This window comes from Schaalia turicensis, assembly GCF_019380255.1.
GTDB classification, from domain to species: Bacteria; Actinomycetota; Actinomycetes; order Actinomycetales; family Actinomycetaceae; genus Pauljensenia; species Pauljensenia turicensis_A.
The window spans coordinates 1,226,155-1,243,864 of sequence record NZ_CP048928.1 but is presented as its reverse complement, the minus strand read 5'-3'; the positions used below and the strand labels follow the sequence as shown (position 1 = coordinate 1,243,864).

Below are 17,710 nucleotides of genomic sequence, written 5' to 3'. Positions count from 1 at the left end.
TCCTTCCTGTGCTGGTTAGTTGGTGTGGGCAAGCGCCCAGGCGATGGCGTGGCCGGCGTCTTCGAACAGTTCGTCAGCCTCGGCGACCAGGGTAAGTTCGCATTCAATGAAACTGCGAACGTCCGGTCCCCAGCCGCCGATGGGCTGCTCGGCGAGCTTGTAGACGCGGGCGTCGTTTCCGATCCGGCCTTTGCCCAGGTGCCGGTATGCCGAGGCGAGGACGAAGTCTCCGTAGGTGATCACCGTGCCGTAGCTGTCGGTCGCCATCTGCAGCTGCTCCATCGTGGTCTTGCCGTTGTTCATGACTTTCTCCTTGTCCTCTTGTTCGGTCATGTACATACAGCCATAGGTGTGCGCGGTTATCCAGCCGTTTTCGGCGTATTTACACAGGAAGAATAGAGATTCTGATCTCTTGCATATTTCCCGTTTATTCGGCCTGTGTGGGCGTGGTTTTCCACGCCGCATTCCCTTCCAAGTTGGTCAGCAGGACTCGGCGCACGTGCTTGTAGCTGTCGCCGATCATGCCCAGGCGTAGGAGCCAGCAGCGCATCGCATACTTATCATTCCCTGGTTCAGGTGGTTTCGGTGAGATGCGGGTGGAGGTCTTGGCTTGCTCGATCATGAGCTGAAGGAGCACACTGGCCGCCTCGATCACCTCCGCGTCAGGAAGTTGTTCGAACCAGGCAAACTCAACCGTTCCCTCCACCGCATTCAAATTCATCGGAGTGGCCGGAATGCCCAGCGCCTTAGCGATGAGTTCTCCCTTGGCGGCGAGCAGGGCTTCGAGCTTCGCGGCTGTGGCTTCGTCCCAACCTGTCGTGGGGAAAGCAAGCGTCAGCCCGTACTCCTCGCTCGTGGGCGCGAACCCGGCCTTCTGTGTGGCTTCAATGAGCGCTTCGGCGTCGATGTCCTCTGGGAGGTGAAGGGTCCAGTCCCGGTCCAACCGTGCATCTCCGATCTGGTAGTCGAACGTGGGTGCTCCCGCATAAACTGCCGTGAGACCAAGGTGAGCGGCGATGGTGTTGGCGAGTTTCTTACGCCCGCTCTTGTTCGGGACGAACGAAATTTGGTTCATGCCGCCACACCCTCACCGTCAAACCAAGACTCGACCAGTTGCAGGTAGCCGGTTGCGTCGTGTTCGATTGCCCCGGCAACCAGCGGGAAGTTCCACTTTCGTGCAATGTCGAGGGCTTCCTCGACGTCCCAGATATTGATGCCCGCTTCGAGCATCTCGCTGATCTCAATATGTAAATCACTCATGACCATCCTCCATCTCCTCTTTCCTCTAGTTAGGGGGTCGTTTGGTCATGTACATACAGCCATAGGTGCGAGCGCTTATCCAGTCCTTGCGCGAGCAAAATTCTTCAGTCTTTCAAGGACGTGGCGAGCCACGGGCAAAGCGATCCCGTTGCCCCACAACTTGTATTGCGCCGAATCCGACGTCGGGTCTGCGAGCCAGCTGGCGACCTGCTTGCGGGAGCGCGGCCTAACGCCTCGGAGGCGGTTCCATTCGGCCCACACGTCCACCCAGTAGTCGAGCTGGGCATCGGTGGGGTCGGTGATGGCGAGCTGGTCGCACCAGTCGTCGGGGAAGCCCTGCAACCGGGTGCACTCGACCGGCGTCAACCGTCTGGGGCGCAGCGACGAGCTGGCGACCATGGGCGGGTCGGTGTAATCCGTGGCCAGCAGCGCACCTGCCTGATCCTTGGTGGTGCGGGTGAAATAGTCGGCCTTGGATGCGGCATAGACGGGTTCCAAGATGACCATGCCGCCTTGGTTGCAGGTCGGCTCTCCGCCTTTCAGGTCGAGGGTTTTCGACACTTCTGCTTCGTAGCCGTAGTGGCCGCCACCGCTGCGGGACTGGTGGATCGAATTCAGGCCAAACACCCTGCGTTCCTCTGGGGCGTCGAGGAGGATGGGGACGTTGGTGGGTGAGTTGCCCATCCGGGCAGTCAGCGTCTGCACCACCCCCAAGGAGTTGACGGTCAACCTCGAGTCCTGCGGATGATGATCCATCAATATCACCGAGCTGCTACGGCCTCCAAGGCTTGCTTCAGGGGTGTGGGCATGGTCTTGTTCTTGCGTGCCGCCCGATTCAGGATTCCTTGGCAGGCTCGCGGGCTCAAAAAGAATCTCGGGTGCGGATCGGCCTGCAAAATCTGCGACAAGGTAGATGCGGCGGCGTCGTTGGGCGAGGCCGAAATGTTGCGCATCGAGTACACGCCACGCAACCGAGCATCCGCCTGCCACGACGGTCCCAGCGTCGGCCCACCGCGTGTCAGGAACAGGCACGTCAGGGACGGACGGCGCGACGACCTGGATGAGGCTCGTGAGGACGGCGGCGAAATCCGCCCCTTGGTTGGAGGAGAAGGCTCCCGGCACGTTCTCCCAGACAGCAAATCGGGGATATTGGTCATTAGTCGCCTCCCTCATTTCCTTGATGATGCGAACAGCCTGAAAGAACAGGCCGGAACGTGAACCTGCCAGCCCGGTCTGCCGTCCTGCGACCGACAGGTCTTGGCACGGCGACCCGAACGAGATGATGTCCACCGGCTCGATCACGGTGCCGTCGATAGTGTTGACGTCGCCGAGGTGGGTGACCGCGGGCAGACGGGTGGTGGTGACGAGGATCGGAAACGGCTCCACCTCGGACGCCCAGACGGGGCGGATACCGACGTTGAGGGCGGCGAGTGGGAAGCCGCCCGACCCGTCAAACAGAGAGCCAAGCGTCAACGCGGTCATGTGGTGCCTCGATCCACTGCCTTCACGACATCCAGGTAGGCGAGCTGCTGGCTGTCGCGGAGACACGTGATTCCTGCGGCGTCTCCGGTGGCGTCGGCGTAGCGGCGCAGGATCACGGAGGCGTATTTTTCGTCGAGTTCCATGCAGTAGGCGATGCGGTCGGTTGCCTCAGCTGCCATGAGTGTGGAGCCTGAGCCTGCGAAGGTGTCGAGCACGATCGTGTTCGCCTGGGTGGAGTTCCCGATCGGATACGCCAACAAATCCAGCGGTTTGGAGGTGGGGTGGTTAGCGTTGCGGCGGGGCTTGGCGAAGTTCCAGATCGTGGTTTGTTTCCGGTCGGCGTACCACTTGTGCTTACCCGTCTTCACCCACCCGAATAGCACCGGCTCGTGCTGCCACTGATACGGGGAACGTCCCAATACGAGGGAATCTTTAACCCAAATACAACAGCCCGACAGGTAGAAACCAGCATCTTGAAAAGCGCGACGGAAGTTCAATCCTTCAGTGTCAGCGTGGAACACATACGCGGATGCGCCCTTCTCACACACGCCCACCATGTTCGAAAACGCTGATAGCAGGAAATCGTAGAACTTATCGCCATCCATCTTGTCGTTCTTGATGGACAATCCGGATCCTGATTCGAAGGCGACGTTATATGGCGGATCGGTCAACACAAGATTCGCACGCTTACCATCCATCAACAACTCGACGTCCTCGGCGCTGGTGGCGTCGCCGCACACGAGTCGGTGGCGGCCAAGCGTCCAGATATCCCCACGCTCCACGAAAGTAGCAGCTTCTAACGCGGCGGTGAGGTCAAACTCGTCATCCTCCACCTCACCCTCATCCAATGAGCCGATAAGCTGCGCGATCTCAGCGTCATCGAAACCGGTGAGTTCAGCGTCGAAATCCGAAGCATCGAGGTCGGCAATCAAGAGTGAGAGTTTGTCCTGGTCCCATTCGCCGCTGATCTTGTTGAGCGCGATGTTGAGTGCTTTCTCGCGCGTCTCATCCAGCTCCACGACGATCACGTCCACGTCCGTGTGGCCGAGGTCTTCGAGCACTTTCAAGCGCTGATGACCACCAATGACATGCCCGGTGGTGGAGTTCCAGATAACGGGCTCGACGTAGCCAAACTCGGTCAGGGATCGCTTGAGCTTCTCGTATTCGGGATCGCCGGGCTGGAGGTCTTTACGAGGGTTGTAGTCAGCGGGCTTCAGCTCAGCTATTGGCATTGTTTTCATGAGCATGCTTCTTCACCGCCTTCCCTAAAGCATTAACGTGAGCGAACGAGCTCTCCCAGCGCAGACCGGCATGGCCGAAGTGACCGTAGGTTGAATACTGTGTAAAGCCAGGCTTGCGAAGGTTCAAGGCGTCGATGATTGCTCCGGGGCGCAGCGGAAACACTTCCCGTGCAGCAGCAGTGAGGATCTCGTCAGAGTATTCGCCGGTGCCGAGGGTGTCGATGGTGAAGGCGACCGGATCAGCTTTCCCAATCGCATAACTGATCGCCACCTGACACTCATGAGCCAGACGAGCGTCGACGATCGTGCGGGCGATCAGGCGCGTCATATAGGCACCCGAACGGTCAACCTTCGAGGCGTCCTTGCCCGAGAACGCGCCACCACCATGGAGCGCGAGTCCGCCGTAGGTGTCGACCATCAGCTTGCGGCCCGTCAGACCCGTGTCTGCTTTCGGCCCACCAACCGTAAAAGATCCGGAGGGGTTGACGAGAATCTCGGTGTCGGCGCTGATCGACAGGTACGGTTTGCACGCGGGTGCGACGATCAGTGTTTTGACCTCAGCTGCAAGCTCATCCAGATCCTTGATCTTCTCGTGTTGGATCGACACCACCACCGTCTCAACCGCCACGGGCCTACCAACATCGTCGTAACGAACTGTCACCTGCGCCTTACCATCGGACTTGATCCCGGTGATCGTGCCGTCCTTGCGCGCCTTATCGAGGCGGGCGCAAATCTCGTGTGAGAGCACAAGCGGCAATGGCAAACGCTCCGGGGTCTCGACCGTGGCGTAACCGAAGACGGTGCCTTGGTCACCTGCTCCTTGGAGGGCGAATTCGGTGTCGTCACCGAACCGTGCTTCGAGCGATCGGGTGACTCCTGCGTTGATGTCTGGGGATTGGCGGTGTGTCCAGACGAAGACGAGGAACTTCCACGGCACATAACCCGCCTTTACCAGCGCGTAACGCACCGATTCACGAATACGCGGACGCTTGGTTGTCGTAATCTCACCGGTGACGATAATCCGATGCCCAGATGCCATCACTTCTACTGCAACGCGTGCGGCTGGATCCTCGTAGAGGATATCGTCGAGAATGGTGTCGGCGATCAGGTCGCACAGTTTATCGGGATGGCCGATACACACGGCCTCAGCGCTGCAAACCATAGTCATAGGAATGCCCTTTCAGTAGAAAAATCAAAAGAAACAAAAACTCCCCGCCTTGTCAGCCAAGAGTGGGGAGCGAAGATAGACAGGCGAACCCGAATCGTGTGTGATACTGGAATACGTGAAAGACGAAACGAGTAAACCTAATCAGCCAGAATCTTCCGGCGATGGTAAAGCCGTGGCCTATGGACTGATTGCCGGGATAATGACCAGCATTATCTTTCGGTTCATTATGGACGATAACGCCTCAGCGTTAGCTATCGGCACAGGAGTTGGAATCGCGCTAGGGGCAGCTTTCAGCGCAACAAAACGCTCAAAATAACCCCGGCAAGCAACTAGGACGCATCTACGAGCGTGCTTTGAGCAGTTGCTCCATCACGTCATCACCAGCAAGCACCGCACCATCACCAATATCAGAGCCTTCAAAGTCGAACGGCTCACCCAGCGGATCCTCAAGCCGAGTGGCTGGGCGGCCAGCTGCGAGCTTCTCATTCAGCGGATCAGGCTTCGCTCCCGCACGGACGCGGCGGCCACCACGGTTCGTTCCGTCTTTCGCCACGGCGTAAGCCTCCTCTACTAATTTCGTGCCGTCTTGTGTTGCAATTAGGTATGGGTCGAGCGAAAACGAAAACGGAACTGTTAGAAGCAACCACTTCCCAATGGGATGTGCTGCAAGCATTGATTGACTCCATGCGACCAGAGATAGAAAAGGTCAGCCTGTTTTTCGGTGCTGACTTCGACCGTCCTGAACCCCACTGGGGCAGAGACAAGAACCTACGCGATGTCCTTGCCCACCTATACGCGTGGCAAAAGATGCTGTTCGACTTTGTTGACGCTAATCAAAACGGGACCGCCCAGTCATTCCTGCCCGCACCTCACACGTGGCGAACCACGCCAGCACTGAATACGGAAATCTGGGAGCAATACCAAGACACGCCACTGGGCGACATACAGGAGATTCTGGCCTCGAGCCATTCGCAGATCATCGAGCTCATCGGCAAGTTCACCAACGAGGAGCTATTCACCAAGAAGTATTTCCCCTGGACAGGCGGCACATCGCTGGGCTCCTATTTTGTGTCGGCGGCGCCTAGCCACTACGACTGGGCGATTAAGAAGCTCCGCGTCCACAATAAAGCCAACAAAACAAATTCCTGCCTCAGGATAGCGCCCAGCGGTTTCCTATTACGTGGCAGTTTAGACAGGCATGGAGACAGTTCCAACATCGATGAGCTTTCAGTCAATAGTGAAGTTGGCTTATCTCTGACTAGGTATGGTGAGGGAAAGGGCACTGATGCGTGATATCGTCAAAATCGCTCTGGTCTATGCCGTATGTGTTCTGGTATTCCAGACTGTTTTTCTCAGCGACCTGGTGTGGGTGCTGTACCCTGCGGCAGTCATTGAACCGATTCTCATACCTGTAGTCGCATTATTAATCACCCGGAAAATCCAGGTAGCAGACTGGCAGCTAAACTTTTTTGTTTTGCCACTCTTGCTTTACTGCTTTGGCTTGGTTGCTGACAGTATGGCATTTTGGATTTCAACTGGAGGAAGCGTGTTTGCAACCGGAAATCACATTTGGTATCAAGTAGCTCCAGATTCTCCTTCGGATGTTAAATGGTGCGGACTTTACGGAATCCCAGCTGTCATTTTCATGGCAGGCTACCTGATTCGTTTAGTGATACGAAAACGGGTAGCCTGCCATGTTTCTGAACCTAATAATCCGTCAGAAAATGAAGTTCGCTAGTTTCTCGCAGGCTTTATTATTTACCTCTGAGGAAATTGAACCACCTAGCTTTCGCCTTAGAACCCTACCTGGGACTCCTGACATGACTGAAGTGAATGCTGCCAACGCTCCTGATGTATTTGAGGCATTAACGCTGGTGGCAATCTGCTTGAATCTGTTGGCTAGTTTGCTGGAGTTGTTGTAGTACTCTCGCAGTGTTGCTGACAGAAGATGAGCGTTGGAGTCGTTGCCGTTTTCTAGCGTGTTAGCGATGACGATGGCGTCTCCGTCACAGCAGAGGTCGTCACGGTTACAGTTGTTTCCTACCGATTCCCATTCTCCCTTGTCGTTTTTCTTGTCAAGTACTAGCCCCTTCAAGCCAGGATGCTGACGGTAATCGTTACCTTGACCGACTAGGGCTGTGGCCACCTGATCCAGGTTCGCACTGGGATTCCACTCAAGCGTTTTCTGAATGTTTTCCATGGCAGTAGCTAGGTCTCCAGCCCAGCCAGTCCACGCATCAGGGATAACATTCCAGTTGGTGTATCCAAGTGTTGTTGCCGCCAGATGCGCCAGATCAACTGATTCTCCGGTCTTGTCGGTCATGGATTGCCGCCAAGTGTTATCAATATAGCGATTCAATGCTGCGATGATCTTCTTGCCTACAGCGTCCTTCTCAAGTACGCTCGCGTCAGCACTCCTGAAACTTTCTGCAGACACGGACCAGTTCACCGCAGATCCACTACCACCGTCACGCAGATAGGCTTTTGCTAAATAGTTGAGTATGCAACGCCAAGTCGGAACAGCAATCCACGTTCCCGCACCATGAGAACCCGCAACGTAGTCTTTTCCAACCTTGCCACTGGCACGAAGTTCTTCGAAGCGTTTCTCTAAATGCCAGATCAGATCAATCGGAGCCAACTTGTTGTAGTCAATGCTGGTGTCGGGCCCAGCGCCACCGGCACTCGAAGGAGCAACATGATCAACTGCCGCTGCTTGTCCTGAATAGGCGACCCTGTCTAGGTCAAAACCAGCACCCTTGTAGTCACTGATTTCAGTGAACTGGTCATAGTTCCAACTATCAGGAATAGGGAAGCCGAGGTTGCCAGAAAATCCTGTAGACATGTCCGAGACGAACGCGCTTCCAGCGTAGCCGGCTTTAATGATGCGGCTACAAATATTGCGTGATGCGTAAATACCCACTTTGTATCCGCCTCCCAGGCTTCCACGCACACCCTGAAAATACGGAAGAATATGACTTGTGACCTGAGGGTCGGTCGCGTCGAAATCAACTGCGAAATAGATATACGTTCCCGGAATGCCAAGTCTTTGGGCTGCTTGCCTTGCGAGCGTGGCATGGCGAGTTCCGTTTTCTCGAGTGAAGTGGCGCAATTCGGTGGAATACTCTTGGAATATCGGGAAGAACTTCATCCCTCCGTTGGTGATGCGTTCAAGTTCTCCGGGGCGAATTGCTTTGAAATAGTCAGACGGATCTTTTGAATCCTGATTCGGCTCAGTCAGGTAACGTCCTACGATCTCATAGCCGTTCGCCTTAAGTAGGTTAAGTCGCTCAGCCGTAATCTCGAAGCGTGTATCGCATGCTTTGCAGGCGCGATTCGGATCACCTTTCGAGGTCAACAGGCTCATCCATGTAGTCGAGTCGACCACCCCGCTTCGTGGGAGCTGATACTTTGCTTGGAATTGCGGAACGAACGTTGACAGTGCGGTTTGTGCAGAAGGATAGATATCGGGAGAAATCCGGTTACACACTAGAGCAACCTGAGCTAGCCAAGCCCACTTCGGTAAACTTGCCGCATTGCTGGGTGTAACTATTGTTAGACGCGCTTTGGTGCCATTGCCGAAATTACCTGTGGCTTCCGCAGGGCTAAATCCTTCAATGGCTTGCAAGACCTGAATCAGAGCAGTGTTCATTTCCCGACCGTAGAGTCCATCGGTTGGGATGATTCCGGTATAAGCGCGATACTGTTGGTTGATTTGTTGCTGTGCTTGCCGAATCGCTGAAATGCCCCCATAAGAGCGAAGCAGGACGAATTGCTGCATTGACAACAGCGCTTTCATGACGTCGAGCGTCACAGTGGAATCTCCACCAATGCCCATGTCGCTCTTAAGCTGTTTGATGGCCTTTCCAGTTCCGCTATAGAAGTGAGTCGTGATATCGCTGGCACCGGCAGAATATCCCTTGCACCACAAGGCGCCTTGGATAATGCCGTACACATTAGAAGTCTCCTGTGCACCGTCATCCTGTTGGCGGATGCCGTTAGGCCACCGCGACTGGAAGCGACTGATAGTTCCCGGTCCGAAATTGTTCGCCGTTGTCGTAATACCCAGCTCGATTTGCAGGGCCCGAATCAAAGCGTTGACCGTGCCCCAGCCGGTATATCCGTCCTCTATGACTGAACCGAAACCAGCCTTGCTCCTATAGGTGCGATTAAGCCATTGCTGTGTTTTTAGCACCATTTGATCTGTCATGATTCCTCCTTTTTGGAAACCAGTTTGTTAATTCAAGACAGGCGAACACCTGCCAGGGAGGGATCCAGAACACCGGATGAGAAGCTCCGAGTTTATTGCCCTCACCTGTACGTCCCTGGCAAACCCAAATCCGGACGGACAAAGCGCAAGAAAACCGAGCAACACTCAGCGGGATTTCACCCCTCACTGGCACTGCCGACAAATAACGAAGTGTTGTACTGAACCCTGAAAGTTGGACGGTTATTTGTTCAGTTTTAGGGTTAGGGGTGTTATGCGTCCTGATAGTTCGTTGTCGGTGGAGCAGCGAGCGGCGGCTGTTGATTCGTTTGAGGCGGGGTATGGCTCTCGAGCCACAGCGAGAAAACTTGGGTTGTCGTTTCGGCCGGTGAATCTTCTTTATGACAGGTGGGTTCTCCATGGGAGAATGGCGCTTGTGGCACGTGATAGGAAAGCTGTTTACTCGTGGGAGTTCAAGCGCTCGATTGTTGCTCGCTTTCTTGCTGGCGAGACCGCGACGCAGCTGGCGGCAGAGTTCAATTTTTCTTCGGTTGATATCGTGTATTCCTGGGTGCGGGTGTGGCGTTTAGCTGGCGATGAGGGCTTACGCCCGAAAAGGCGTGGCAGGAAGCCGAAAACGTTGATCGCTAGCCCTGATCCCGAGAGGAGCGCGACGGTTGCGGATGCTGCGTTGATTGAGGAGAATACGAGGTTAAAAGCAGAGGTAGCGTATTTGAAAAAATTACGAGATCTGAGGGAGCAGGGGCAAGGCTGAAAACTCGTGTGGTTGCCACTCTCAGATCTGAATACCCGTTGCCGGTACTGTTACAGGTAGCCAATCTGGCGCGATCGACGTTCTATTATCAGCTGGGGCAGATGCGGGCTCAGGACCGGCATGTGAAGTTGAAACAGGCGATTCAGAAGATTTTCGATAAAAGCCATCAGCGTTATGGTTATCGCCGTGTTCGGCTTCAGCTGCTGCGTGATGGGTGGTGTGTGTCGCGCAAGCTTGTTGCTAAGTTGATGAGGCAGCTCGGTTTACGCTCTAAAACGAGGAAGCGTAAGTGTTACAACTCTTACCGCGCTACAACGCCACGTCGGGCTGATAATCATTTAGATCGGCGGTTTGCCACGGAAAAACCAAACCAGCAGTGGGTCTCCGATATTACCCAGTTCCAGATCTCGGGGCAGAAGCTGTATTTGTCTCCGGTGATGGATTTGTGTGATCATTCGATTCTTGCTCACACTCTTTCGGTGTCTCCTACAACGAAAGTGTCCGCGTTGAGCCTGAAAAAGGCTTTTCGTGTAGCGGGTGATCCTGAAGGTGTTCTTGTTCATACTGATCAGGGTTATCACTATCAGCACCAGTCATGGATCAGTCAGCTAGTTGAGCATCAGTGCGTTCAATCCATGAGCCGTAAGGGCAATTGTTACGATAACTCCGTGATGGAGAACTTCTTTTCTCACTTGAAAGAAGAAATGTTCAACAATGACTCATTCGTTTCCATCAGCGAGCTACGCGCAGCGATTGACGAGTACATACAGTGGTACAACACTGAGCGTATGCAAGAACGGCTCGGAGGGATGACCCCAAACGAATACCGGCAACACGCACTAACCACCATCGGATAGAATCACACTGTCCAAGAATTGGGGTTCAGTACATGTTAATACCCTGTTTGATTCAGGAACTTTGCGCGCGGTTGGCCCCGCCCGCTGACCTCTGACAAGGCATGAGAGATTCGAAGGCCCCAACCCCAAACCAGACACGCGACGTCGCACCGTAAGCAACGAACAAGAGCCAGCCCAGCATCTTTGAGGTCGACGTAAGCTATGGCGCAGGAGCGGGGTTTTCTGCAATAATTACGTCATGGAAGACAATCAAGACCTCGACAAGCCCCGCTCTTGGGCGTCCAGCAATCTTTGGGTGTTTATTGGTGTTGGTATCGGAGCCGTTCTTGGAGCCGTTCTTGGCTTGCTGGCCTACACCCAAGACTGGCTGGGCTAATACGAATACACACGCGGGCCTTGCCGCCACCGGTCACCATCCAACGCGCTCTGGCGCGAGTGGCACGGCTTACACAGCGAGCGCAAGTTGTTGAAATCGTGGCTGCCGCCGTGTTCGAGTGGCAGGATGTGGTGAACTTCCTGCACCGGTGTCGTCTTGCCTTGCGCTAGGCAGTCTTCACACAAAGGGTGCTGGGCGATGTAGGCGGCGCGGATGCGTCGCCAGCGAGCACCGTAACGCTTGTTGATCTTCGGATCGCGTTGATACTTCTGATACCGCGCGTCTTCTGCCTTCGCGTGCTGCTCGCAGAAACGTTCGTGGGTGAGTTCGGGGCAGCCGGGGTGGGAGCACGGGGAGGCGGGTTTGACTGGCATCGCTGGCTCCTTCCCCGAACATGGTGAAGCCCCAAGTTCCCGTGTGGGTTCTTGGGGCTTCTCCTAGTTTTCAACCACTTATATGTTCTCACACTGATATGCGGTTTTCTATCGCATGTTTCGGATACCCGCTAACGCTAGAGCTGTCCATATAAGGCGGTGGCGAACCTGTCGAGGGCCCGGTTTTTGCGCCGATAGACCGTGTCACGCTCGACGTAGAAATGATCGGCGATCATCGACACCTTCTCATCTTGCGTCCCCTCGCTGAGGAAGAAGCCTTCGAGGATGAAGCGGTCGTCTTCAGCGATGACTTCCCACGCAGGCAAGAACCAGTCCATGTACTGGCGAGCCTGCAGGTAGCGAGCCTTGTACGCATCGATTCGCTCAATGCTCGCGACGATCCTGTTCTCCGAAGCGTGGAGGTCGCCTGATGGTGGTGTGCCGTCCATGCGTGGGGATGCTGGGCTTGCCGCGTCAGCATAAGCCGCCTTGATCTGCTCGTCGGTACTCTCGATGATCTGTTCCATCACCGCATAATCCTGCAGAGCGGCGATCGCGGCTTTCCTTGTGTCGAGGTATTTCGTCATCACATGCATGAGAGTTCCTTCCTAGTGGTTGTGATTTCTGCTGCGACCGCGTCAATCAACGCAGCCTGCGTAGCGTCTTTCGCATCTAGGGCTTTAAGGACGGCTTCATCGAGCGTCCCTTCAGCAACAAGATTCGTGATCGTCACAGGTTCGGATTGCCCTTGCCGATACAGGCGCGCATTCGTCTGCTGGTAAAGCTCCAGGCTCCACGTCAGCGAGAACCACACCAACAGATGCCCACCTGCCTGCAGGTTCAGACCGTGACCCGCAGATGCGGGGTGAGTCAGCCCAAGCGCAATCTCGCCCCTGTTCCACGCCTCGATATCGGCCGAGGTTTTCATTCGCGAGCCTGTGGGAAACGAGCGGTGATGCGCTTGCGGTCGTGAGTGAACCAATACGCCACCAATAACGGGCTGCCGTTGGCTGCCTCATACAGGTCTTCTAGAGCGTCAAGTTTCCGATCATGCACGGGAGCCCACTGACCGTCGCCGGTGTAGATCGCACCCGATGCCAACTGCAGCAACTTGCCCGACAACGCAGCAGCATTCGCAGCATCAATCGTCGCCCCATCAAGGTCGAGGACGAGGTCAGCTTTGAGCTGCTCGTAGACCTTGCGCTCTTTCGGCTCCAACGTGACGAGCGTGGTTGTCACCGTCAATTCCGGTAATTGCAGGTGGTCGGTGGTTCTCATCGACAACGTCATGTCACCAATCGCCCCATAGATCTCATCCTCAGCACCCGCGCGGGGCTTATAGGTGAACACCTGCATCCCGTTGCGCTTATCCGGAACGAACCAACGATCGCGATAACGAGTGATAAACCTGCCCAAACGCTCGCCGCCGTCGAGAAGACGGAATTGCGCCCACACATCCATCAGCCCGTTCGACGCTGGCGTTCCGGTCAGGCCAACCCAGCGCTTAACGTGCGGCCGCATTTTCACCAATGCCGTGAACCGCTTTGCCCGGTGGTTTTTGAAGCTGGAGAGTTCGTCGATGACGACCATGTCGAACGGCCAGCTACCCCCGAGTTGGTTCACCAACCATGGAATGTTTTCACGGTTGATGATGGTCACCATCGCAGACGCCGCGAGAGCGTTCAGCCGGTCTTGCTTGTTTCCAACAGCGACCGCGATGGTGAGCCCATCAAGGTGATCCCACTTCGCTATTTCGGCTGGCCACGTATCGCGTGCCACTCGCAGTGGTGCGATGACGAGGACGCGGTGGATGGTGAAGTAGTCGAGCATGAGCTGCCAGATCGCCGTCAGGGTGATGACACTCTTGCCGAGTCCCATCCCGAGGAGGATTGCTGCCTCGTCGTGGTCGATGATGTATTGGGTTGCTTGTGTTTGGTAGTTATGCGGCTGATAGTGCATCAAGCACCTCCTTGATGCCGTCCACCGAATCGATGACGAAGGTCTGGAATCCCTGGTCGCGCAGTTGGTTCAGTCGACGTACTTGGATTGGGCGTGGCTGTTTGCCTGGTGCTTTGAGTTCAACGAAAACAGCCCGGTTTCTCATCAGGCATATCCGGTCAGGTACGCCGCTGGTTCCAGGGCAGACGAGCTTCCAGCACAAGCCGCCAGAGGCTTCGACGGCTTTCTTAAGCTGAGCTTCGATTGTTTTCTCGTTCATGGTCACTCCTTGAGTTCGCTTGTAGGGGTGACGGCATGTGACGAGTCGTTCCTAACCTTTTATATAGAGAAAAACACCATGTAATTTCACATGCGTAAGGTAGGGAATGGCTCGTCACAGCTCGTCACCATGGGGTTAGTTGCCGAACTCGGATGCGATCGCGAGCCCGTAGACGTACATGCCGTGCTTGGTCTTTTTCCGCACGAATCCGGCTTGTTCGACCGCAGCGTTGAAGTCGACCATCGGGCGCGCCCATCCTGAGGTGTTTTGCGCCCACGCTCGATACGTCTGGTAGAGGTCACCGGCACGCTCTGATAAGCCGTTCTCGACGTCGCATGAGTCTTCAAGGAACTGGGAGAACCAGTCGTTGTCTTCCTTATAGGCCTGTGAGGCTTGAACGACCTGAGACGGCGGAGTGAGCTTGTATCCCTCGGTGTGAATGAGGCGCGCTCCCTCCATGATCCAGGAAAGGATTGCTCCGCCAGCGTTTTCGTAGAGGTGGTCGGCGTAGTTCTTCACGTCCGTATCGCCTTCGATGGTGGCGTTGAACGGGATGACGATGAGCCTGCGCCAGATGCCTGCGTCCATGGCTCCCACACGCGGTAAATGGTTCGTGTAGAGCACGAGCGTGTGGGAGGGTGTGAAGGCGAAGGGGTCCTTGAACTTTTTCTCTGCCGAGATCTGATCGGTCGAGGCCAGCTGTTTGACGTTCGAGGTTGATAGGCGCATGCCTTCCTCGGTTTCAGCCGCGATCAAGAGCCGTTTACCTCTAGCTTCGGCAAGTTCGGGTTTGACGTTGCGGCGCACCCCGACAGTGAGCGCGTCGGCTGAGATCGTGCCCGAATACGTCCCCAACACTCGGGCGATGGTGTTCCAGAAGGTGGATTTGCCGTTGCGGCCGTCCCCGTAGGCGATGACGAGGGCTTCGACGAAGACTTGCCCGATAGCTGCCAGGCCGACAATGCGCTGCACGTAACCAATCAACTCGGCATCTGCTTGGAAGAACACGTCCAGGGCGTCGGCCCAGATCTGTGCGCCCTCATCGCTGGGGCCGACAGCGGTCTGCTTGGTCAGCAGATCGGCTGGATTGTGCCCGTGGCTTGTGCCGTCGCGCAGATCCCAGGTACCTGCCGGGGTGTTGAGCTGGTAGGGGTCGACGTCGAGGTCGCGGATACGTACCTGCAAGATTGGCCCGGCTTCTTTCAACGTGGCCGTGATGTTGCGTGATAAACGCCTGGAGAGAACAAACTTGTGGTAGTTCTTTGCCTCATCCCACGCCCGGAACGCGGACGCCTGCACAGGCGTGAGCTTGGCGATGCCGCGTGCTTTCGACGATGCGGAGGCCATCACGAGATCTGCGCCGGTTGCCGTCATGGTCTCCCACGTGGACGCGATCAGACGGTCTGCTTCCTCGAGCTGGCGGGAAGTTAGCTCTTGAACGACGCCTTGTGCGGACAGGTCGTTCTCGTCCCACACGCCGTGGTCGTAGACAAGCCACTTGGTAGCCAGTGAGTAGCGGATCTTGTTCGCATACTCGCCAGCCAATGTGTCTGCCTGACCGACATCGGAAAAATCATCCGGACGCAAACCCGCCAACGCCTCATAAGCCTCTGGCGGCAGATAGCTCGGGTCGGAGGCGACCTTCGAAGCGAACCTGCATGCCGAGTTCCAGATCGTCTGCAGTTCGCCCTCGCTGAGTGGTGGTTCGCAGAGATTGGCTTTGCGGTCGAAGAGGTCTCGTGCTTGGTCGGTATCGCCGTAGCGGATGAGGACCCTGCCAGCGAAGCGCGACAACGTAGCGTTGCGCGAGCCTTCACCAATCACGAGAGTGCTTTGATCGAAGGCGGCGAACACGTCCTGCTCATCAGCGTTATCGAGCCACGCATCGAGCAACTGGTCGCCCTCATGCACAGTGATCTGTGGGTTGGTGGTGCCGTAGATGAACCTGCCTGCGTCCAGAGCGTTGCGGTCGAAGAAACCAAACCGTGATGCCAGGCGATGCTTCAATCCCGCATATTCGTCCGCGTTCGTGATCGTGTGGATTGGGAAGTAGACGTGGAAACGTGGCCGGGCGGAGAGCACACCCTTCGGCTTCATGTGGTTGCGGGAGGTGGCGGTCATGAACTCCACACCAGACATCAACTCGCCGAGCTTCTCAGGCGTGATCCACTCGGTGTGGGTTTCGGTGTGGTCGTTATCGATATCCATCACCACGCAATCCGAAGACATGAACGCTGCAGTTGAGCGGCGGTCATTCATGTAGGTGGCTGCCACGTGATCAAAGCCAGCAACCGCTGTCAGCGAAGCCGCATCAGTGACCTCGTGTCGATGCGGGTAGTGGTTATTGTTCTGCACGCCGGTAACCGTGGCAGCAAACAGAGTGAAGGACGTGGTCATGGCGTGACCTCCTTGAAATCAGAATCGAAATACTTAATCGGCAACTCGAGGTCGCGCGCCCACCCGATCTCTAAGCGCATACCAGGGCTCACGCGTCCGACATATGCCCACAGCGCTTCGCACTTGGCGAGCAACACCCTGTTGAAAAACATCGCCAACTCACGCTGATCAGGGTCTGCATCATCCATGAACTGGGGATAGTGCAGATGCGGAGCGAACGGGATCTTGCCCGCGCTTACTGCAAACCCACAGAATTGACGGGCGAGCTCAACGTTCGCCTCGGTGTCACCTGAGTAGGGCGAGCAGATATAAACCAAGGGTCGGTAGCCGAACTGTTCACGCTGGAGCTTCTTCAAAGCGTGGTAGCTCGTCAGGTCCAGATAGCCTTCGGTGTTCTTCTTCGAAAAACCAATATCAAGAGTCGCGACGGTCATGCTTGCACCTGACTTTCACGCTCAATCACCGGGAGGATGCCGAGCTGGTTCTTGAGCAGGTCGTAGATGAACAGACGTCCCTTCTGGGTCCAGTACATGTGGGTGCGGGTCTGGCCTTCGCCGTATTCGTGGGTCTTGGACTGGGTGTATCCCTGCTCGGCGTACTTCGCGTACAGGAACCACCGGCCCGACTGATGGAACTGCACGTGAGCATCTCGCAGGATCCGGTTGAGCTTCTTCGCGGAGAGTCCGTAGTCCTTCGCAATCGCGGTCGTCGTCAACAGCGAATCGGACTGCAACACAACGTCGTAGTACGAGACTTTCGGTTCCGCTTCGAGCAGGGCTTGCTCTGCAGCCAGGCGCTTGGCCCGTTCGGCCCGCAGAGTGGCGATGGCATGCTCCAGGAATTCATCGTCAGCGAGTAGTTCGTCGTAGGCGTACATGCCGTGGCGGCGAATCGTCGGTAGCACTTCATCGAACACCCAGGCTTCGAACTTCTGTGCTGCCGGGAGCTTTGAAGAGATGATGAGGCGGTAGAGGTCACCTTCGGTAATGAAGGTGGCTTCTTGTTCGCGTCCCATGGCATCGACGATGGGGTAACGTTTTAGACCCCCATCGGCGCGAGCATGATCGCGTACTGCCTTGCTGGCGTTAACGTAGCCGAGCGCAGTGGCGACGTCCTTCCCACAAAACAGCGTCTGGCCATCATTGGTGATGGTGCGGATGGTGCCGAACACGTCGTTGGTGAATGTTTGAATCTGGTTTCCCATGGCGGGGTTCCTTCCCGAGACCCCGTCGAGAAAAACTCGTGCCGGGCGGCACAAGGAGTTAAGGGCCTCACCCCACTGCCGACGAACCTAAAAGTGTTAAATCCATGCAGGGTATACCCCGCAGACAAACAGTGCTGCGCGAGCGATCATGGAG

At 56.0% G+C, this 17,710-nt stretch carries 18 protein-coding genes and 3 pseudogenes; 6 read left to right on the top strand and 15 right to left on the bottom strand.

The genetic code is table 11. From position 1 onward, the window contains the following. Window positions 1-15: 15 nt before the first annotated feature. From G5S47_RS05445 to metK, 6 genes are all read right to left on the bottom strand, one after another. Entirely contained in the window at window positions 16-333 is a 318-nt protein-coding gene (locus tag G5S47_RS05445; protein WP_505566624.1) for an Nmad4 family putative nucleotide modification protein, read from the bottom strand. Window positions 334-427: 94 nt separating this feature from the next. Further along, window positions 428-1,075, bottom strand: coding sequence for a hypothetical protein (locus G5S47_RS05440; RefSeq protein ID WP_070448213.1), 648 nt, complete (start codon window positions 1,073-1,075; stop codon window positions 428-430). After that, window positions 1,072-1,260 carry a cell division protein gene (locus G5S47_RS05435; protein WP_070448258.1) on the bottom strand — a complete coding sequence of 63 codons (189 nt, stop codon included), beginning with the start codon at window positions 1,258-1,260 and terminating at the stop codon, window positions 1,072-1,074. Before G5S47_RS05435 ends, G5S47_RS05440 begins: the two co-directional genes overlap by 4 nt. Window positions 1,261-1,335: 75 nt before the next feature. Continuing rightward, on the bottom strand, window positions 1,336-2,742 hold the full coding sequence (locus G5S47_RS05430) for a DNA cytosine methyltransferase (protein WP_006680351.1): 1,407 nt from the start codon (window positions 2,740-2,742) through the stop codon (window positions 1,336-1,338). After that, window positions 2,739-3,989: a site-specific DNA-methyltransferase gene (locus G5S47_RS05425; RefSeq protein ID WP_006680352.1), complete on the bottom strand. Its 1,251-nt coding sequence runs from the start codon at window positions 3,987-3,989 to the stop codon at window positions 2,739-2,741. Before G5S47_RS05425 ends, G5S47_RS05430 begins: the two co-directional genes overlap by 4 nt. Further along, window positions 3,961-5,151 carry a methionine adenosyltransferase gene (metK, locus tag G5S47_RS05420; protein WP_219585279.1) on the bottom strand — a complete coding sequence of 397 codons (1,191 nt, stop codon included), beginning with the start codon at window positions 5,149-5,151 and terminating at the stop codon, window positions 3,961-3,963. The genes G5S47_RS05425 and metK overlap by 29 nt, the downstream gene beginning before the upstream one ends. 115 nt (window positions 5,152-5,266) lie before the next feature. Here metK and G5S47_RS05415 point away from each other — a divergent pair, with 115 nt between their 5' ends. Further along, complete coding sequence (locus G5S47_RS05415) at window positions 5,267-5,467, top strand: hypothetical protein (RefSeq protein ID WP_257878410.1); 201 nt, start codon at window positions 5,267-5,269, stop codon at window positions 5,465-5,467. Between the two features lie 48 nt (window positions 5,468-5,515). Here the strand turns inward: G5S47_RS05415 and G5S47_RS08520 are convergent. Next, window positions 5,516-5,824 (bottom strand): annotated as a pseudogene (locus G5S47_RS08520) (terminase); the annotation flags it as partial. On the opposite strand from G5S47_RS08520, the gene G5S47_RS05405 reads away from it, so the two are divergent. Continuing rightward, complete coding sequence (locus tag G5S47_RS05405) at window positions 5,740-6,444, top strand: ClbS/DfsB family four-helix bundle protein (protein ID WP_257878409.1); 705 nt, start codon at window positions 5,740-5,742, stop codon at window positions 6,442-6,444. The pseudogene G5S47_RS08520 and the gene G5S47_RS05405 overlap by 85 nt on opposite strands. After that, entirely contained in the window at window positions 6,437-6,889 is a 453-nt protein-coding gene (locus tag G5S47_RS05400) for a hypothetical protein (protein ID WP_219585276.1), read from the top strand. Before G5S47_RS05405 ends, G5S47_RS05400 begins: the two co-directional genes overlap by 8 nt. Here G5S47_RS05400 and G5S47_RS05395 read toward each other — a convergent pair. Beyond that, complete coding sequence (locus G5S47_RS05395) at window positions 6,869-9,358, bottom strand: glycoside hydrolase domain-containing protein (RefSeq protein WP_219585274.1); 2,490 nt, start codon at window positions 9,356-9,358, stop codon at window positions 6,869-6,871. The two genes, G5S47_RS05400 and G5S47_RS05395, sit on opposite strands and share 21 nt — an antisense overlap. A 433-nt stretch (window positions 9,359-9,791) precedes the next feature. Here G5S47_RS05395 and G5S47_RS05390 point away from each other — a divergent pair, with 433 nt between their 5' ends. The 3 genes from G5S47_RS05390 to G5S47_RS05380 all read left to right on the top strand — a co-directional run bounded on the left by G5S47_RS05390 (window position 9,792) and on the right by G5S47_RS05380 (window position 11,363). Continuing rightward, complete coding sequence (locus G5S47_RS05390) at window positions 9,792-10,130, top strand: helix-turn-helix domain-containing protein (RefSeq protein WP_219585272.1); 339 nt, start codon at window positions 9,792-9,794, stop codon at window positions 10,128-10,130. A gap of 8 nt (window positions 10,131-10,138) precedes the next feature. Continuing rightward, window positions 10,139-10,987 carry an IS3 family transposase gene (locus G5S47_RS05385; protein ID WP_219585270.1) on the top strand — a complete coding sequence of 283 codons (849 nt, stop codon included), beginning with the start codon at window positions 10,139-10,141 and terminating at the stop codon, window positions 10,985-10,987. Between the two features lie 238 nt (window positions 10,988-11,225). Then, window positions 11,226-11,363 (top strand): YtxH domain-containing protein, encoded by a 138-nt coding sequence (locus G5S47_RS05380; RefSeq protein WP_219585268.1) that lies wholly within the window; start codon window positions 11,226-11,228, stop codon window positions 11,361-11,363. Here G5S47_RS05380 and G5S47_RS05375 read toward each other — a convergent pair. From G5S47_RS05375 to G5S47_RS05345, 7 genes and pseudogenes are all read right to left on the bottom strand, one after another. Further along, window positions 11,360-11,737 carry an HNH endonuclease gene (locus G5S47_RS05375; protein ID WP_219585266.1) on the bottom strand — a complete coding sequence of 126 codons (378 nt, stop codon included), beginning with the start codon at window positions 11,735-11,737 and terminating at the stop codon, window positions 11,360-11,362. The two genes, G5S47_RS05380 and G5S47_RS05375, sit on opposite strands and share 4 nt — an antisense overlap. Before the next feature lie 137 nt (window positions 11,738-11,874). Beyond that, complete coding sequence (locus G5S47_RS05370; protein ID WP_004007626.1) at window positions 11,875-12,333, bottom strand: hypothetical protein; 459 nt, start codon at window positions 12,331-12,333, stop codon at window positions 11,875-11,877. After that, window positions 12,324-13,696: pseudogene (locus G5S47_RS05365) on the bottom strand (SNF2-related protein). Before G5S47_RS05365 ends, G5S47_RS05370 begins: the two are co-directional and overlap by 10 nt. Next, window positions 13,677-13,982 (bottom strand): annotated as a pseudogene (locus G5S47_RS05360) (VRR-NUC domain-containing protein); the annotation flags it as partial. The pseudogenes G5S47_RS05365 and G5S47_RS05360, both read right to left, overlap by 20 nt. Before the next feature lie 108 nt (window positions 13,983-14,090). Then, complete coding sequence (locus tag G5S47_RS05355) at window positions 14,091-16,352, bottom strand: phage/plasmid primase, P4 family (protein WP_219585264.1); 2,262 nt, start codon at window positions 16,350-16,352, stop codon at window positions 14,091-14,093. Beyond that, window positions 16,349-16,786: a DUF7768 domain-containing protein gene (locus tag G5S47_RS05350; protein WP_219585262.1), complete on the bottom strand. Its 438-nt coding sequence runs from the start codon at window positions 16,784-16,786 to the stop codon at window positions 16,349-16,351. Before G5S47_RS05350 ends, G5S47_RS05355 begins: the two co-directional genes overlap by 4 nt. Next, the gene (locus tag G5S47_RS05345; protein ID WP_219585261.1) at window positions 16,783-17,556 is read right to left on the bottom strand and encodes a phage antirepressor; all 774 of its coding nucleotides are present in this window, start codon (window positions 17,554-17,556) and stop codon (window positions 16,783-16,785) included. The genes G5S47_RS05350 and G5S47_RS05345 overlap by 4 nt, the downstream gene beginning before the upstream one ends. Between the last annotated feature and the right edge of the window lie 154 nt (window positions 17,557-17,710).

Excerpts from the sequence above, each read along its gene's own strand:
- G5S47_RS05445 (WP_505566624.1), bottom strand. The coding sequence starts at position 333 with ATGACCGAACAAGAGGACAAGGAGAAAGTCATGAACAACGGCAAGACC.
- G5S47_RS05440 (WP_070448213.1), bottom strand. The coding sequence starts at position 1,075 with ATGAACCAAATTTCGTTCGTCCCGAACAAGAGCGGGCGTAAGAAACTC.
- G5S47_RS05435 (WP_070448258.1), bottom strand. The coding sequence starts at position 1,260 with ATGAGTGATTTACATATTGAGATCAGCGAGATGCTCGAAGCGGGCATC.
- G5S47_RS05430 (WP_006680351.1), bottom strand. The coding sequence starts at position 2,742 with ATGACCGCGTTGACGCTTGGCTCTCTGTTTGACGGGTCGGGCGGCTTC.
- G5S47_RS05425 (WP_006680352.1), bottom strand. The coding sequence starts at position 3,989 with ATGCTCATGAAAACAATGCCAATAGCTGAGCTGAAGCCCGCTGACTAC.
- metK (WP_219585279.1), bottom strand. The coding sequence starts at position 5,151 with ATGACTATGGTTTGCAGCGCTGAGGCCGTGTGTATCGGCCATCCCGAT.
- G5S47_RS05400 (WP_219585276.1), top strand. The coding sequence starts at position 6,437 with ATGCGTGATATCGTCAAAATCGCTCTGGTCTATGCCGTATGTGTTCTG.
- G5S47_RS05395 (WP_219585274.1), bottom strand. The coding sequence starts at position 9,358 with ATGACAGATCAAATGGTGCTAAAAACACAGCAATGGCTTAATCGCACC.
- G5S47_RS05380 (WP_219585268.1), top strand. The coding sequence starts at position 11,226 with ATGGAAGACAATCAAGACCTCGACAAGCCCCGCTCTTGGGCGTCCAGC.
- G5S47_RS05375 (WP_219585266.1), bottom strand. The coding sequence starts at position 11,737 with ATGCCAGTCAAACCCGCCTCCCCGTGCTCCCACCCCGGCTGCCCCGAA.
- G5S47_RS05370 (WP_004007626.1), bottom strand. The coding sequence starts at position 12,333 with ATGCATGTGATGACGAAATACCTCGACACAAGGAAAGCCGCGATCGCC.
- G5S47_RS05355 (WP_219585264.1), bottom strand. The coding sequence starts at position 16,352 with ATGACCACGTCCTTCACTCTGTTTGCTGCCACGGTTACCGGCGTGCAG.
- G5S47_RS05350 (WP_219585262.1), bottom strand. The coding sequence starts at position 16,786 with ATGACCGTCGCGACTCTTGATATTGGTTTTTCGAAGAAGAACACCGAA.
- G5S47_RS05345 (WP_219585261.1), bottom strand. The coding sequence starts at position 17,556 with ATGGGAAACCAGATTCAAACATTCACCAACGACGTGTTCGGCACCATC.